The sequence below is a fragment of the Corynebacterium ulceribovis DSM 45146 genome, assembly GCF_000372445.1.
Lineage (GTDB): Bacteria > Actinomycetota > Actinomycetes > Mycobacteriales > Mycobacteriaceae > Corynebacterium > Corynebacterium ulceribovis.
The window spans coordinates 1-16,595 of record NZ_AQUY01000004.1; the positions used below are offsets into that span (position 1 = coordinate 1).

14 protein-coding genes are annotated in these 16,595 nt (G+C 59.0%); 7 read left to right on the forward strand and 7 right to left on the reverse strand.

What is annotated here, in order from left to right:
• Positions 1-746 precede the first annotated feature (746 nt).
• A complete protein-coding gene (locus A3EC_RS0109860) occupies positions 747-2,099 on the forward strand; it encodes an NYN domain-containing protein (protein WP_018025023.1) in 1,353 nt (450 codons plus the stop codon).
• 116 nt (positions 2,100-2,215) lie between these two features.
• Here A3EC_RS0109860 and A3EC_RS12110 read toward each other — a convergent pair whose 3' ends face one another.
• Positions 2,216-3,181, reverse strand: a complete 966-nt coding sequence (locus A3EC_RS12110) for a PspA/IM30 family protein (protein WP_018025024.1) — start codon at positions 3,179-3,181, stop codon at positions 2,216-2,218.
• Positions 3,182-3,324: 143 nt separating this feature from the next.
• Between A3EC_RS12110 and A3EC_RS0109870 the strand changes: the two genes are divergently transcribed.
• On the forward strand, positions 3,325-4,440 hold the full coding sequence (locus tag A3EC_RS0109870) for a serine hydrolase (RefSeq protein ID WP_169331409.1): 1,116 nt from the start codon (positions 3,325-3,327) through the stop codon (positions 4,438-4,440).
• Between the two features lie 63 nt (positions 4,441-4,503).
• Here the strand turns inward: A3EC_RS0109870 and A3EC_RS0109875 are convergent, their stop codons facing one another.
• Positions 4,504-4,893, reverse strand: a complete 390-nt coding sequence (locus A3EC_RS0109875) for a thioredoxin family protein (RefSeq protein WP_018025026.1) — start codon at positions 4,891-4,893, stop codon at positions 4,504-4,506.
• A gap of 267 nt (positions 4,894-5,160) precedes the next feature.
• Here A3EC_RS0109875 and A3EC_RS0109880 point away from each other — a divergent pair, with 267 nt between their 5' ends.
• From A3EC_RS0109880 to A3EC_RS12115, 5 genes are read left to right on the forward strand one after another with little or no spacing between them, the layout of a single operon-like run.
• On the forward strand, positions 5,161-5,364 hold the full coding sequence (locus A3EC_RS0109880; protein WP_018025027.1) for a heavy-metal-associated domain-containing protein: 204 nt from the start codon (positions 5,161-5,163) through the stop codon (positions 5,362-5,364).
• A gap of 44 nt (positions 5,365-5,408) precedes the next feature.
• Entirely contained in the window at positions 5,409-7,688 is a 2,280-nt protein-coding gene (locus A3EC_RS0109885) for a heavy metal translocating P-type ATPase (protein ID WP_018025028.1), read from the forward strand.
• Between the two features lie 10 nt (positions 7,689-7,698).
• Positions 7,699-9,381 (forward strand): formate--tetrahydrofolate ligase, encoded by a 1,683-nt coding sequence (locus A3EC_RS0109890; RefSeq protein ID WP_018025029.1) that lies wholly within the window; start codon positions 7,699-7,701, stop codon positions 9,379-9,381.
• Positions 9,350-10,636, forward strand: a complete 1,287-nt coding sequence (locus A3EC_RS0109895) for a glycoside hydrolase family 3 N-terminal domain-containing protein (protein ID WP_083880025.1) — start codon at positions 9,350-9,352, stop codon at positions 10,634-10,636. Before A3EC_RS0109890 ends, A3EC_RS0109895 begins: the two co-directional genes overlap by 32 nt.
• Before the next feature lie 12 nt (positions 10,637-10,648).
• Positions 10,649-11,485 (forward strand): EamA family transporter, encoded by an 837-nt coding sequence (locus tag A3EC_RS12115; RefSeq protein WP_018025031.1) that lies wholly within the window; start codon positions 10,649-10,651, stop codon positions 11,483-11,485.
• Here A3EC_RS12115 and A3EC_RS0109905 read toward each other — a convergent pair.
• The 5 genes from A3EC_RS0109905 to rpsF all read right to left on the reverse strand — a co-directional run bounded on the left by A3EC_RS0109905 (position 11,408) and on the right by rpsF (position 16,572).
• Entirely contained in the window at positions 11,408-12,709 is a 1,302-nt protein-coding gene (locus tag A3EC_RS0109905; protein ID WP_342661863.1) for an acyltransferase family protein, read from the reverse strand. The two genes, A3EC_RS12115 and A3EC_RS0109905, sit on opposite strands and share 78 nt — an antisense overlap.
• A 100-nt stretch (positions 12,710-12,809) precedes the next feature.
• Positions 12,810-14,393: a replicative DNA helicase gene (gene dnaB, locus A3EC_RS0109910; RefSeq protein WP_018025033.1), complete on the reverse strand. Its 1,584-nt coding sequence runs from the start codon at positions 14,391-14,393 to the stop codon at positions 12,810-12,812.
• 716 nt (positions 14,394-15,109) lie between these two features.
• Entirely contained in the window at positions 15,110-15,562 is a 453-nt protein-coding gene (rplI, locus tag A3EC_RS0109920; RefSeq protein ID WP_018025035.1) for a 50S ribosomal protein L9, read from the reverse strand.
• 94 nt (positions 15,563-15,656) lie between these two features.
• A complete protein-coding gene (locus tag A3EC_RS0109925; protein WP_018025036.1) occupies positions 15,657-16,211 on the reverse strand; it encodes a single-stranded DNA-binding protein in 555 nt (184 codons plus the stop codon).
• Positions 16,212-16,284: 73 nt separating this feature from the next.
• Positions 16,285-16,572: a 30S ribosomal protein S6 gene (rpsF, locus tag A3EC_RS0109930; RefSeq protein WP_026162399.1), complete on the reverse strand. Its 288-nt coding sequence runs from the start codon at positions 16,570-16,572 to the stop codon at positions 16,285-16,287.
• Positions 16,573-16,595 lie beyond the last annotated feature (23 nt).

Consider the following 16,595-nt stretch of genomic DNA (forward strand, 5'->3'; position numbering starts at 1 on the left):
CCCCTTGACAGGACAAAAACACACCACACGATTTTGCACCACCACACCACACACAACCTATGCGCGCAGCAGGCAGCTCAAGTAAAAACCGAAAAACTCCCGGTAATCACACAAAACCGCTCAAACAAACAAAAATAATTTGTACATCGGCACACTATTGAGTTCTCAAAAAACACACGCACACTGTCACACCCACCCACCGGCAAGCGCTTTCAGCAGCGAAGAACCACACTAACAAACAAGCGAACCAGAAGCAAACAGCCTCTGAACAACCTGTAAACCAGTGCAGCCCCAACCCGACCGGACCCCGGCCGCGCTGACTCGATAAACACTACACAGCACCCAAACCGTTCACAAACCCGCAGGTCGACTGCTGTTTTCACCTAAATTTAACTTCATAGCAAGCCATTTGTCGTTCGCTTGATGCCCTGCGGCAACGCCGCACAGCTACATAAGACAGCCCCACTACGTCGCAAAGCTAAAACGGGGACCACCGCGGCGGTCTCCTATCTATAGGAAGTGGGGCAATCAATCGGGCGGGGACTAGCGGCGCGGCGGTGGACTGACACGGAGTTGACTGCTCCAACAGCGACTCGAAACGTCAGGGACAAGGTGCGCATCGCAGGCGCACTCGGGAAAGCGTGCAGCGCACACGCGTAATTGAGGGGAAGAGCTACGCCACTTTTTGTTTTAAGGCACACTGGTGGAAAACAGATTTAGCCTTTTTAGCCACGGAAACGGGAGCCATGCTTGAACGCACACTTGTCTTTGTCGACACCTCATATTTACTTGCAAGCTTCTATAACTCCTGGGACTCCGGAGCCCGCGGCCAATTAGAAATCGACCTACCTGAAGTTGTTAGCGTCCTTGACCGCATGATTACCCAGCAGCTGGGGCAACCAATTCACCGCCAGCTGTGGTTCGACGGCATTCCGGAAACCGGGCCGCACCGGTACCAACGTGCACTGCGCAATATCAACGGCGTGCAGCTACGTGCCGGCCAACTCATTGAATGGGGCGACCGCCGAACCCAAAAGGGAGTCGACACGCGCCTAGTTGTGGATATGGTGCTGGCTGCTGTCGGCCGCCAAGTCTCCGACATGGTGCTGGTCAGTGGTGACGCTGACATGCTGCCGGGCGTGCAAGAAGTTACGCAGATGGGTGTGCGGGTGCATCTATATGGCTTCGGATGGGATTCCATGGCATCGGTATTGCGCCATGCCTGCGATTCGACGACCATCCTCGATCCGCGGGAGGACTTCGAAGCAGCAATGCAGCTGCAACCGCTAGAAGGCCCACTGCCACCTGTCATCCGCCCTGCTGACGACAATGCNGAAACCGCTGACAGCAACGACGCTGCCGAGCAGGACGAGGAAGCACCAGCCACACCAACCACTCGCCCAGCTGACGACACCGCAGCTGAGGCTGCTGCGGAACTAGCCGCAGACGTAGAAGCGGAAGTTGACCTGGCTGAACGCGAAACGGTGCAGGCAGAAATCCGCACCGAAACTGTACGGCCGTCGGACTTGACCCGGCCGATGAACACCTCGCGATGGGCACAACACGGACCAATCGGTGGGCAGCCACCTGCAGTTGATGGCTCCGAAGCGGAACCGTCGACCGAAGCAGTGGAGGCGGCAACAGCGGCGCAAGTAGAAGCAGCAACGGAAGCTGCAGAGGAAGCAGCTACGCCGCAAACCGCAACGACCTCTACTGATCCGGCACCAACGCCAGTGCCAAAACCGGGCCCATCTGCTGGCCGGCCAAACCCTTCCATGATGGCGCCGCGCCGAAAGCTGCGGTCCCGCTACGTACCGCTTCCGAATGAAGTGTGGTCGTCTGCCGGGTTCCAAACCCCGTATGACGTCGGCCAACAGTACGCCACGTGGTGGTACGAACAAGCCGCCACCGAAGACCAGCGCGACAAAGCGCACCTGCTGTCCGGAGGCGGACTACCGCCAGACATTGACCGGCCGCTACTGCAGTTTGCCTGCGAAACTCTGCATGAATACACGCTGACGGAATCGCAGCGCGTCAATCTGCGCGATGGCTTCCACTCCGGAATCCGCGCGGTACTGATGAACCTGCGAAACGGCTAGCCACAACCGGCAGCAAAACACTGCCGAGCTGAGTGCGGAGCGGGAAACAGGGCGACACAATGCGATGTCGCCCCGTTTTCGTTTCGTTCTACGTCACCATGTGTGATGGCACGCAATTATGCGTTGGACTGCGGACCCCACGGGTTCTCATCTAGCTCAGCATCATCCACTTCTGGGGTATCAATCAGTTCGCCGTCGACCTCAGCTGCCTCCGCGTCCGCCTCATTCGGCTGCGCTGGATTTGGCTCCGAAGCTGCGGCAGTGCCCATGTCAGAAGCTTCAGCATTCGCATCTCCGCCATCGCCTGCACCAATAGCCTGCTGCTGCTCTGCGCCAGTGGTCAGCTCAGAGCCAGCTGCACCGCCCTGCATCTGCGCGCGAATCTCTGCCAACCGCGCATTTGCCTTCAAATCGGTGCCGGCAGAAGTAATTTCCGCCATCCGGCCCTGCAAATTGTCTTCCATCAGTGCCTGCGAGCCCAACGCGTTAGCGTAACGCTGCTCAATCTTGTCGCGCACCTGGTCCAAAGTCGGCACATTGCGATCCGCGGTGAACTGGCCCATGGTGTCCATGGCCTCAGTCGTCTTCTGTTGCATCTCTGCCTGCGCCGCCTGGCTACGCAACTGGCCTAGCGAGTCCAACTGCTCCTTCAGGCGAACCTCAGATTCCTTCGCCTGGGCCTGTGCCTGCGCTGCAGCTTGTTCGGCCTGCTGGTGCAGCGACTTGGTCTGCTCCAGCTCCTGCTCGGTGCTCACTAGCTGCGATGCTAAAACTTCGGCAGTATTACCAAACTCGGCAGCCTTCTGCGTGTCACCTTCGGCAGCTGCCTTGTCCGCCAAAGTCAGTGCCTGGCGAGTCTGCTCCTGCAGCTTCTGCACCTGTTGAACCATTCGGTTCATCTTCATTTCTAACTGCTTCTTGTTGCCGATGACGGCCGCCGCCTGCCGCTGAATGTCAGCGTGCTGCTTCTTCGACTGCTCAACTGCCTGGTTAATCTGCACCTGCGGGTCAGCATTCTCGTCAATCTTCTGGTCGAAAGCACTCATCATGTACTTCCAACCCTTAGAAAACGGGTTCGCCATGTCGACACTCCTTTGAGAGCAATTTCTATTTACTTCAGTAATCCCCGATCCTACGGAGGTCAGCACAGTTTTGCAGACGGAAACGTCGCAGAAAGCCCGCCTTGTCGCGCAGCCGTCTTTACATTCCTTCTATGATTGCAACCATGTCAATTACCCGGACGTACTCGGCGCCCATTGCAATCGCCGCAGCTACTGCCCTGATTTCACTCAGCGCACCAGTTGCCGCTGCACACCCCGGAAATGCCGCGCCACCGGTGTCTTTTCAGGCTCAAGGAACAGCAACCACTGAACCCCCTGCTCCGTCGCTAACCGCATCGAAAACGGAACTGCAGCACAGAATTGACCAAGCGTCCGCTGATTTTCAGGCCAAAGGCGGCCGCGTCGGAATTGCGCTGCTGGACCGCCACTCCGGAATGCTGCTGACCAACGACACCGGTGACCAAACCTTCCCGCTGGCTAGTGTCACCAAAATCCTGATTGCGGAGCAGGTTGCCTTCCACAACTACACCCATCCGGAAGATGACAAGGATGGCAAAAAGTCGCACGCCGCCTCCCCTGGGAAAGACCCAGAAATGACAGTGGATGAGACGTCTCTGGAGGACATGCTCGCCCGCGACAACATGATTCGGCTGTCGGACAATGAAGCCACCGATCTGTTGTGGGAGCGCTACGGTGGCACACAACTTGTTGGTGAAGTTGCGGAACGTTACGGCTTGGAAAACACCCGTGATGTCGGCTTTTGGCCCGGCGCGCAGTCGACGGCCGCTGATATGGCTACCTTCCTCGGCGGAGTTCTCGATGGCGACGGCGGCCTGGGTCAGCGTGAAACCATCTATTTCGCAGAACTCATGCACTCGGTGCCGAAATTCTCCTACGGCATGATGGACCAGGACTTCGGCGTCCGTGGTGGACTCCCCGAAGAAACTGTCGGCACGAAGAACGGGTGGGATGGCCGCCTGATTAATAATTCCACCGGCATTTTCGGTCCGAATAATCAGTTCGTCATGGTCGTGCTCTCCGGAAACTCCAACCCGGAAGATGTCACCGAGGCGGTACGAACCGTGTTCCCAGAAGGCAAAGTGGCCGAAAGTGGACCGAGTTCCCGAGCAATTACGGTGCCCGAAGCCCCAGAAGCTGCTGCCGACTCCAATGTTTTGCCAAAATCCCCGACCACCAAGTGGGTGACGGGCATGCTTGTCGCCCTCATTCTCGGTTTTTCTGCTGGCTGGCTGCTACGCAAACAAGCCCGCGCGGAGTAGCCGCCACAAAAAATGGCTACCGGATCGCTCCGATAGCCATTGTCCGCTCAGCCGCAGCTGAACTTACTTCTCTTCGTCGCCAGCTGCCTCTGCAGCCATCTGTGCTTCGATTTCCTTCTTCACTTCGTCCATGTCCAAGCCTTCAAGCTGGGAGATGAGGTCTTCCAGCGCTGCTTCTGGCAGCAGACCAGCTTGGCGGAACAGCAGGATGCCGTCGCGGAACGCGAAGATGGTTGGGATGGACTGGATTTCCAGAGATGCAGCGATCTGCTGGTTCGCTTCGGTGTCCAGCTTGCCGAAGGTGTGCTCTGGGTGGCTCTCGGACACACGCTCGTAAATTGGGCCAAATGCCTTACAAGGGCCACACCACTCGGCCCATGCGTCGACAAGCACAATGCCTTCCTTGCCCACGGTGTCCATGAAATTCTCGGCGGTCAGTTCAACGGTTGCCATATTCGAATCCTCTGCAGTCAGTTTCTCTTTGCTTACCCACCACAACGCTACCGACGGCCCCACTATTCCAGCCACATGTTTTTTGCTTTTTGACGATGCCCTAGAGCTGCGCACCGCCAGCAAAGAACCATCGAGCAGTGATATAGCTCACTAGGGTTTGCCGTGGCCTGGGGATTAATTGGAGCCTCAGGTCTGTTGTATTCACTACCTAACTAAGGTGAAGCGACAAGTATCGTTTTACAGTTTCCACCAAGGAGGAAAGCCACTATGGCAACCAAGAACTTCACGATCCGGGGAATGACCTGTGGACACTGTGCAGCGGCAGTCAAGGACGAAGTTGGGCAGGTCCTCGGTGTCGAAGATGTCGATGTCTCCATCGATGAAGGCCGCATGACCGTCTCCGGTGAAGGTTTCACCGACGCTGACATCGACGCTGCTGTCGTCGAGGCCGGCTACCAAGTAGTCGAATAATTTAATGCTTTAACCAAACGCTTCCCAGAAAAGGGGCGAGTGACATGGCTGATGTCGCCATGACGAAGATCAATATTCCAGTTTCCGGGATGACCTGTACTTCTTGCTCGTCTCGGGTGGAGCGCAAACTTAACAAGATGGACGGAGTGGCGGCCGTGGTGAACTTCGCGACGGAAACCGCCCAAGTTGAATACGACGCCGACGCAGTCACACCAGACGACCTGAAGGCCACCATCGAGGCCACGGGCTACGGCGCTGAACTACCGCAACCGCAACCCGAGCCAACAGCACAACCCGCTGATACCGCTGAGGCCACACCTGCCTCGGCCGAAACCTCCGCCACCGAGGATGCCGCTGCGCTTCATATCGCCAGCCTCAAGCAGCGCCTGATTGTTACTGCGCTGCTGACCATCCCCGTGATGGCACTATCCATGGTCCCAGCGCTGCAATTCCGCTTTTGGCAATGGATTGTCTTCGCGCTGGCCTCCCCGGTGTACTTCTGGGGCGGCTGGCCATTCCACAGTGTCACCCTGCGGAACCTGCGCCACGGCGCGGTGTCCATGGATACGCTCATCACCCTCGGCACCTCAGCCGCTTACTGGTGGAGCGTGTACGCCCTGCTCTGGGGCGGAGCAGGCGAACCTGGCCTGGAAATGTCCATGTCCTTTACCGGTAGCCACGGTCACGGCATGGCAGATATTTATCTGGAGGCTGCCGCCGGTGTCATCCTGTTCCTGCTGTTTGGCCGCTGGCTCGAGGCCAAGGCTAAGCGTTCTTCCGCGGCAGCGTTGCGTAGCATTTTGCAGCTCGGCGCGAAAGAAGTCAGTGTCATCCGCGGCGGGCAGGAGCAGCGGATTTCCGCTGAGCAGCTGCAGCTCGGCGAGCAGTTTGTGGTGCGGCCGGGCGAGAAAATCGCTACCGACGGCACCATCGATGATGGCCACAGCGCGGTCGATGAATCGATGCTCACTGGCGAATCTGTGCCGGTAGAGGTCGGCCCAGGCGACACGGTAACCGGTGCTTCGGTGAACACTTCCGGCCGGTTGATTGTCACGGCCACCCGCGTTGGCAATAACACCACACTCGCGCAGATGGCCCGCCTGGTGGAAGAAGCCCAAGCCCGAAAGGCACCAGTTCAGCGACTCGTCGACCGCATTTCGCAGTTCTTCGTGCCGACGGTCATTGTGGTGTCCATCCTCACGCTGATTGTGCACCTGTGGCTCGGTTCCACCACCGCAGAATCCTTCACCGCCGCCGTTGCGGTCATGATTATCGCCTGCCCTTGCGCCCTCGGCCTAGCCACCCCAATGTCGTTGATGGTGGCATCGGGCAAGGGTGCTTCCCTCGGCCTCATCATTAAGGGCCCAGAGGTGCTGGAGTCGACCCGCCGCGTCGACACGATTGTGTTGGATAAAACTGGCACGGTCACCACGGGCGACATGTCGGTGGACCACGTTTTCGCTGCCGAAGGTTTCACAGCGGACGAGGTGCTGCGCTTGGCTGCCGCAGCCGAGAATGCTTCTGAGCATCCGTTGGCCCGCGCCGTCACCAAGCACTACAACGACAACCACCCGGATACCGCATTGCCGCAGGTAGACAGCTTCCATAGCACTGCTGGCATCGGTGTGGAAGGCACCGTCGAAGGCCGGAAGGTCACCGTGGGCAAGTCCACCGCCCCGGCGCTGCAGGCCGAGATTGAGCAGGCCCAAGCCGCCGGTACCACCCCAATTTCGGTGCTTATTGACGATAACCCTGCCGGAGTCATCACCATTTCGGACACGGTGAAGCCGTCCAGCGCCGATGCCATTGGCAAACTGCGCGAGTTGGGGCTCCGGCCAATGCTGCTGACTGGCGATAACGCTGCGACCGCGCAGGCAGTGGCTAAGCAAGTGGGCATCGCTACTGAGGATGTCATCGCGGATGTGCTGCCTGATGAGAAGGCGCAAGTGATTACTGACCTGCAGCACGACGGCAAGATTGTCGCGATGGTCGGCGACGGCGTCAACGATGCTGCCGCCCTGACTGCCGCAGATTTGGGACTGTCGATGGGCACTGGCACCGACTCGGCGATTGAAGCCTCCGATATCACCTTGGTGCGCGGTGACCTACTGGCCGCTGTCGATGCCATTGAATTGTCGCGAGCGACATTGCGCAATATTAAAGGCAACTTGTTCTGGGCGTTTGCCTACAATGTGGTGCTGATTCCGGTGGCGGCCATTGGGCTACTGGGGCCAATGTGGGCCGGTGCGGCGATGGCATTTTCGTCGGTGTTTGTGGTTCTTAACGCCCAACGACTGCGAACCTTCGGCGGTTCCCGCGGGTAACTTTGTGGGTATGAGTGCCTCTCAGCCCAGTGATATCGACATCGCGGCGGCACACCAGTTGCTGCCGATGTCCGACATTGCCCGCCGCGCCGGACTGCCCGATGACACCCTCATCCCCTATGGGCGTTCCATGGCGAAAGTGGATCTTGCTGCCGCACAGCAGCAGGCCCCGGCTCGGCGCGGCAAACTCATTTTGGTCACCGCGACCTCCCCCACCCCAGCTGGCGAAGGCAAATCCACAGTTCTTATCGGGTTGGCGGATGCGTTGACGGCAGCCGGAAAACGCAGCATTGTCACGTTGCGGGAACCGTCGCAAGGTCCGGTGATGGGGATTAAAGGTGGCGCGGCCGGCGGCGGGTATGCGCAGATCGTGCCGATGGCAGACATTAATCTGCATTTCACCGGCGACTTCCACGCCATTACCGCCGCCACCAACACCCTCGCCGCCCTGATCGACAACCACATCCAGCACGGCAACGCACTCAATATTGACCCGTGCCGCATCACGTGGCGCCGCTGCCTCGATGTCAACGACCGGTCGCTGCGCAATATCATCACCGGTCTGGGTGGTCCGGGCCAGGGCACCCCGCGGGAAGCCGGGTTCGACATCACCGCGGCCTCCGAAATTATGGCGGTGTTGTGCTTAGCGACGGATATGGCCGATCTTCGGGCTCGTCTTGGTCGGATTGTTATTGGTTCGACGTATAGCCGCGTGCCGGTCACGGTTTCGGACCTCGGAGTGGCTGGGGCATTGGCGGCGCTGATGCGCGATGCGATGAACCCGAATCTGGTGCAGACCTTGGGCGGGACGCCAGCTCTGGTTCATGGTGGGCCGTTCGCCAATATTGCCCACGGCTGCAATTCGCTGGTGGCCACCACCACAGCACTGGACCATGCGGACTATGTGCTGACGGAAGCTGGTTTCGGCTCTGACCTTGGCGCAGAAAAATTCTTCGACATCACTGCTCGTGCTGGCGAACTGCAGGTGGCTGCGGCAGTGGTGGTGACCACTATTCGGTCGATCAAGTTTAACGGCGGCGCGGATCGGACAGCACTGACGGAGCCGGACCTCGATGCGCTGGCTGATGGGCTGGTGAATGTGCAGCGGCACTGCGAGAATATTCGCCAGTTCGGGGTGGAGCCCGTTATTGCGCTGAACCTGTTCACGTCTGATACCGAAGCTGAGCGCGAGTACCTGCGGCAGTGGGCTCGGGAGCACCATACTGCGCTGGCGGAAACCACGGTCTGGGCTGATGGCGGTGCTGGTGCGGCTGAGCTGGCCGAGACCGTGCTTGCCACCATGGCGGATCATGCCCACGATTCGCACCCTATCTACGACCCAGGCCGTGGCCTGCTGGAATCCTTGCAGACCATCGCGCAGCGCATTTACGGCGCTTCCGGGGTGCAGCTATCGGCCCAGGCGGAAAAGGACCTGCTATTTTTGCGGGCAAATGGGTGGGATACGTTGCCGGTCTGTGTGTCAAAGACCCAATATTCCTTCTCTGATGACCCAACCAAGTTGGGCGCTCCGACAGGACATACCCTGAATGTGAGGTCGCTGGTCCCACGGATCGGCGCCGGTTTTATTGTTGCTTTGACTGGCGACGTTATGACTTTGCCTGGTCTGCCGAAACAGCCAGCAGCGAATGGGATAGATATTGATGAACTTGGACAAATTTCGGGGCTCTTCTAAGCGCAGTGCCCGCCGCAGCGACAGCCACCGCAGCAGCACTCGCCGTGGTGTTGTTGCCGTTATAGCCCTGACCGGGCTTGTCCTTTCTGGCTGCGGATCCCCCGATACTGCTGAGCCTCCGGTGGAGAACACCACGTCTGCAAGCGCGACGGCAAGCAGCAGCACCAGCGGCGGCAGCTCGGCGTCGGCCCCGTCTTCGTCAACAAGCACCCCACAACCTATCCGGTGCCAAACGCCATCGGCCGGGGACATTGGCAAGCTCAGTCACTTGGAATTGGTGCAGCTAGCGACAACGCTGATGACCGTTGGGGTGGCGAACTACGACGATGCGGCTGCTGCGGTGGCGCGCGGGGCGGGCGGTGTTTTCATTGGCTCGTGGACGGACATGTCGATGCTGCATACGCCCGGCGCGGACCTGAAGACTCTGCAGGGCGCCGCCGATGGGCATCTGATGGTCACCATTGATGAAGAAGGTGGCCGAGTGCAGCGGCTTTCCGGTGAACTGGGCGCGCTGCCGACACCTGCCGAAATGGCTCGCACCATGACGCCGCAGCAGGTTCATGACCTGGCGAAAGGTCACGCAGAGAAGATGGTGGCGCTGGGGCTGAGCGTGGACTTCGCCCCGAATGCGGATGTTGATGTGCCGGATGCGACGACCGTGATTGGTGACCGCGCGTTCTCCGATGACCCGAAAGTGGCTGCTGAGTATGCTGCCGTGTTTGCCGATGGGCTCGCCGCCGGTGGCATTAAACCGGTGGTCAAGCACTTCCCGGGCCATGGCAGCGTAGTGGGAGATTCCCATGCCGGTGCGGTCACTGCCCCGCCGCTGCCGGAGCTGAAAAAGCACGACCTGCTGGCCTTTTCAGCGCTGACTGACCAGCCGGCGTTCATGGTGGGCCATATGGAAGTGCCTGGATTCGGTGAGCCAGGGCCCGCGTCGTTGAACCCGGCGGTGTATCAGCTGCTGAAAGCTGGTGGCTACCCGAAACTGGGTGGCGGTCACACCCCGGCTTTCGACGGTGTGGTGTTTACCGATGACCTCTCCGGGATGAAAGCGATTACGGACCGGATGGCGGTGACCGAAGCTGTCGTCGCGGCGATTGCAGCTGGGGCGGATTCACCGTTGTGGTTGGGTACTGAGCAGCTGACTGCCGCCGCGGAAGCAGTTGCGACGGCGGTGGACGATGGCCGGATTTCCGCGGAACGCTTCGCCGATGCCCGCGCCCGCGTCGCCCAGTTCACTGGCTGCAAGTAGGCTGCCTCGCTGATGAATAAGGTTCTTGGCGCAGCCCTGTTGGTCTGCATCGGTTCTATTGGCGCGCAGTTCGGCGCGGTACTGGGCACCAGCCAGTTTCACACCTTCACTGCCCCGGAAATCGCGGCGTTGCGGTTTGCGTCGGCGGCGGTGGTCCTGGCGGTGCTGTTCCGGCCGAATCCGTTGGCGTTCACGCGGCTGCAGTGGCAAAGCTCGCTGGTGTTCGGTGTCGCGGTGGCGGGGATGGGATTTTGCCTGCAGCAGGCGCTGTTTCGGTTGCCGGTCGGTATTGCCATGACGTTGGACTTTATGGGTCCGTGTTTTGTGGCGGTGGCGTTTGCGGCTAAGCCGATTCACCGCTTGTGGGGACTCGGCGCCTTCGCTGGTGTCGCCATGATTGCTGGGCCAGCTGGCGTGTTTGACCTAGCGGGCTACCTGTGGGGCCTCGGCGCCGCCGTGTTCTATGGCCTCTACACGGTTTATACCGCCCGCGTCGGCGGGGACGGTGCGGGATTGCGTGGGGTCGCCATGGGGGTCATTGTTGCGAGCTTGTTGACGTCGTGGTTCAGCGTGCCGGCCGTGGCACGGACGTGGGATGCTGCCCCGGGCGCGTTGGGCTTAGTGGCGCTGGCAGGGTTGGCAGCAGTCGCGTTGCCGTTCTGTGTGGATGCGCTGGCGGCAACGATGTCGTCGGCGCCAGCGATCGGGGTGCTGTTCGGTTTGGACCCAGTTTTTGGTGCGCTGTTTGCGTGGGCGGGTCTTGGTCAGGCGCTACCGCTGACTGCTTGGTTGGGAATCGCGCTGGTGGTGCTGTCCGGCGGTTTGCTCGCTGCGACTAGCCGCACCTGACGGGTCCTGGTCCTGGGAGGTCTGGTCTTGGGAGCCGCGGCGCAGTGGCGACGGCCGGCGCTGCTTTGGTTGGTGCTGCTTCGGTTGGTATTCCTGCCAGTATTTTTCGGTGAAGAACCGCGGCCGAACGAAGAACCAGTACAGGCCAATGCGGTCGAACAGGCGGCGGATACCGAGGGATGCTGCGGTGGCAAGAATTGCAGCGAGCAGCGGCAAAATCCCAATACGCCATTCCTCGGATTGTTCCCGCGTCATCACCCAGTCGCCCAGGTTTGCCATGATGCGCAGCAGGGTGTCGTGAATGAGATACACCGGCAGCGTATTGCGGCCAATGTAGCCAAACACACGCATTGTTGGGTGGCTCGATACCGCGCTGAAAGCTAGGACTGCCGCGATGACACCGCAGATGGCCACCATGAAGTTAATGGACTGCAGCAGGTATGGGTGGTCTTGCCAAAGCAGATTATGCAGATCGTATTCACGAACCGTACCCAGCACCACGAGGTAACCGAGAACACCGACAGCGGCGACAAAGGCGGCTGGCTTTGCAGCGGCACGAATGTATTGCCCGAGGTACATGCCGATGAGGTAGAAGATGAACATCGTCGTGATGCGATCCCATACCCAGTGGAAGTCGGCCAGCGGCGACCAAATGTACAGCGTGAGGCCGAGCGCTAGTTGGATGGCGGGGTGCACGCGGTGCAGCAGTTTCGATGCGGCAGCGAAGATTCCGAGAGCGGCAATGAACCACAGGTTCGCCATCGGGTAAATGTAACCCTCCAGCACTACTTCGAGGTATGGCCGATATTCGGGCACTTGGTTCGAGGAAAGCTGGTCGGCAAAGCGCGCACCGCCTTCGATCATGGGTGGCCAGAGCAGTAACAGCCACACCATCACCCAGATGCGCCGCTCCGCTAGGCTGCGCCAGGAACCGGATAGTGCCTTGCGGGCGAATAGTCCCGACAAGACGAAGAACAGTGGCATGCGTAGCGGGTCGAACAGCTCAGTGACAGCTGCCCATGGGCCGAGATACCAACCGTGGGCAACGAACTGTCCGACAGCGTGATAGAGCACAACCAGAAACATGCAGATGCCTTTGGCGGTGTCTACCCACTGTTCCCGGCCACGTGCTTTTGGCGCAGCGGCTTCGTCGCTGTCGTCATCTCCGGCTGCGTACGGGTTAGTTATCCGCCTGATTCGGTTCTCCAGTTTGCTGGACGAGATAACGCTTCACTCCTGCCTCAATTCATGGCGAAGTCCATCACATTCGCACACATGTGTAAACAGGCTAGTGGGCGGAGCTGAGAATACTCAAAAGATCGGCCTATTCGAAGCCCGACGGTTCGTTGCCAAGGTTCGCCGCCATGTTAAAGAAGCGGGAGTACTGCAGCTGCTGTGCCACCCGGACCGTGCCAGTAGGACCACCACGGTGCTTAGCCAAAATGATCTCGGCCTGGCCCGCCAACGGCGATTCGGGTTCGGCCATATCTGGCCGGTACAGCAACATAACCATGTCGGCGTCCTGCTCCAGAGAGCCGGATTCACGAAGGTCAGCGGTTTGTGGTCGCTTGTCTGGTCGGTTCTCCGGGCCACGGTTCAGCTGCGAAATCGCAATCAGCGGCACTTCCAGTTCCTTAGCCAGCAGCTTCAGCTGACGGGAGAACTCGGAAACTTCCTGCTGACGCGATTCCACCTTTTTACCGGAGCTCATCAGCTGGAGGTAGTCCACCACGATCAGTTTCAGGTCGTGTTGTTGTTTCAGCTGCCGCGCCTTGGAGCGAATCTCCATCATGGTCATGTTCGGAGAGTCGTCAATGAACAGCGGCGCATCGGCAATTTCACCGACACGCTTGGCCAATGCCGACCAGTCGGAGTCTTTCAGACGGCCACCGCGCATGTCGGCGAGTTTAATTTTCGCCTCCGCGGACAGCAGTCGCATCATGATTTCAGTGCGCGACATTTCCAGACTGAAAATCACAGAGGTCTGCTTATGCGCAATCGAAGCTGAGCGCATCATGTCCAGTGCAATGGTTGACTTACCCACACCTGGTCGAGCAGCGATAATAATCATCTGGCCGGCGTGCAATCCGTTGGTCAGCGCATCGAGCTCAGTAAAACCGGTTGGGGTGCCGTTCGCCAGACCACCATGGGCAGCGAGCTGGTCCAGCTCGTTCATGGTTGGCTCAATGATGTCTTCCAAGATGACATAGTCCTGCATCGACCGGGACTGCCCGATGCCGAAGACTTCTTGCTGCGCACGGTCCACTAGGCCGTCGATTTCGTCGCCTTCCAACCCGGCGAAGCCCAGCTGTGCGATCCGGGTGCCGGCGTCGACAAGGCGGCGCAGGGTTGCTTTTTCGGCAACGATTTCGGCGTAGTAGTGCGCATTGGCTGCCGTTGGCACTGACGCAGCGAGAGTATGCAGGTAACTCGGCCCGCCGATACGGTCAACGACGCCAGCGCGGGACAGCTCACCGCCAACAATGAGAGCGTCGACTTCATGCCCGTCGCCGTAGAGCTTCAGAATGGCTTCATAGATGGTCTGGTGCGCAGGCCGGTAGAAGTCTTCTGGCTTGAGCTTTTCGATGACATTGGGAATGGCGTCTTTGCTCAGCAGCATGCCACCCAGCACGCCTTGCTCGGCAGCTTCATCGTGGGGCGGTTGCCGTCCGTAGTCCAGTGCGGTGTTGCGCCCTTCCCCGCCATAGTTGTTCCGGCCGCCGAAATCGCGGTTGCCACCAAAGTCGCGCTTGCCGCCGGTGTTCTGCCAGCCTTGGCCCTCGCCGCCGCTGTTTTGGCCCCACGCTGGCTCCGCTGGTTCGGGCGGCAGTGGTGCGGAGTCATCGAAGCTCGCATCGCCGAAGTCGGGTGCATTAAAGCCTGATGTTGGGTAGTTCATTTGCTCCATCTTCCATCACTGCGCACTGCGTTTCAACAGAAGAGTTGTTTGCTGTGCGTTCTGTTGCTGTATCCAATTGTGCCGTATTTTTCGCCTCGGCATTTGGCTTGTTGACGGAGTGGCTCACCTCATATGTGGACTATCCCGGGCTGGGTATAACTGTGGAAACTCGCCCGACCGATGTGGATTCAATGCATGTTCTGGCCCTAAAACTGCATACTCGCAGGCCAGTTATCCACAGGCTCTGTGGAGAAGAATGGGGATGAAAAGTGAACAGTTGGTAAAGTCACTGGTCAAGCATGGTGACAAACTGCTGATTGACATGAAGCAACGACAGTTACTGCAACAACGCTTCAAAACAGTGTTTCACCTGCAATATCAGTCAGCCCTAGCGCACCTTCGGAAAGTTGGCAACCTTAATTGCCAATCCGTTTAGTTGATCGCCGGTTACCGGATCGTGTCCACTTCAGGTCTGCTGTCACTTGAGGCGTTTACTTTATCCCGAATTATCCACAGCCAATGTGGGTAAGTCCCCAACCTATTCACACCCCCTGTGGATAACTCAGCATCCACTTGCCGAAAGTGCAGGGCAAAAAGACAACGACCCCAAACTCCAGTCACCCAATGGCGTTGGGCACGAAGAGTTTGGGGCCGTTGTTTGCTGTTGTCATGTGGCCAGACTGCAGATGTCTAACGTCTGCTGTCGGCCGCCGTGCAGTGCCTAATTAGGCAGCCACGACCTCGTACTTCACGGTTGCGGCGATATCGTCGTGCAGCTTGACCTGAACCCGGAACTTGCCGGTGGTCTTGACTTCGCCTGGAGCCAGTTCAACGGAGCGCTTGTCCAGAGAACGGCCGTTTGCCTTCTTCACTGCAGCCACGATGTCTGCAGGAGTGACGGAACCGAAGAGCTTGCCACCCTGGGCAGCCTTCAGAGACACAGTCAGGCCTTCGAGAGCTTCCAGCTCAGCCTTGACTTCACGTGCGTGGTCGAGGTCGCGGATTGCGCGAGCCTCCTGGGCACGACGAATGCCCTCGATCTGCTTCTCAGCACCGCGGGTAGCCACCATGGCCAGCCCACGAGGAAGCAGGTAGTTACGTCCGTAGCCTGCCTTGACCTCAACGATGTCGCCTGGAACACCGAGGTTGTCAACTTCGGCGGTGAGGATCAGCTTCATGATCCCTGCCTTTCGCTTGATACCTAACTGGTTCTACCCAGTCGGGTGAAGTGTGGAAAATAATCGTGTGAAAAGTAAGCGCAGAATCTACGAGTTAGAACGGAGGCTCTTCATCCATGCCACCGAACCCGCCACCAGCCTGTGGTGCAGAGTTCCATGGGTCATCTGACGGCGCTTGCGAGCCGAAGCCGCCCGAGGACTGGTTCTGCTGTGGGGCCTGACCGCCGCCGGAGTTGCCGCGGAAGTTTCCGCCGCCACCGCCACGGTTGCCGCCACCGCCGCCCTGGGTACGGGTGACCTGTGCGGTCGCGTAACGCAGGGATGGTCCAACCTCATCAACTTCGATTTCAAACACCGTGCGGTTTTCACCTTCACGGGTTTGGTAGGAGCGCTGACGCAGTCGTCCAGTGACGATAACGCGCATGCCCCGAGTCAAACTCTCGGCAACGTTTTCCGCTGCCTGGCGCCAGATGTTGCAGGTCAAGAACAAAGCTTCGCCGTCTTCCCATTCGTTGGTCTGGGAATTGAATCGACGAGGGGTAGATGCAATCCGGAAGTTAGCCACTGCCGCACCGTTGGGGGTGAAGCGAAGCTCTGGGTCAGCAACCAAGTTGCCGACAACCGTGATGTTGGTATCTCCCTGTGCCATGTGTTCCTCCTGAGGTTCTAGCTACTTTTCAAAGAGATCACTACGAAGTAGTTGTACTTCCTAGTGTGCTCTGTTAGCGCTCAGTCCGCAGCACCTTGGTGCGCAGAGTGGAGTCAGCCAAGTTCACAACACGATCAAGTTCCAGCACTGCAGCTGGCTCACAAGTCATGTTGATGACGGCGTAGATGCCTTCAGCGTTCTTCTCGATTGGGTAAGCGAGACGGCGCTTGCCCAAGATGTCGACCTTGTCGATCGAGCCGCCTTCTTTGCGGACGATTTCCAGGTACTTATCCAGGGACGGGGCAACGGTGCGCTCATCCAAGCTTGGATCGAGAATCATCATCATTTCGTATTGACGCACGGACCTCATCACCTCCTATGGTC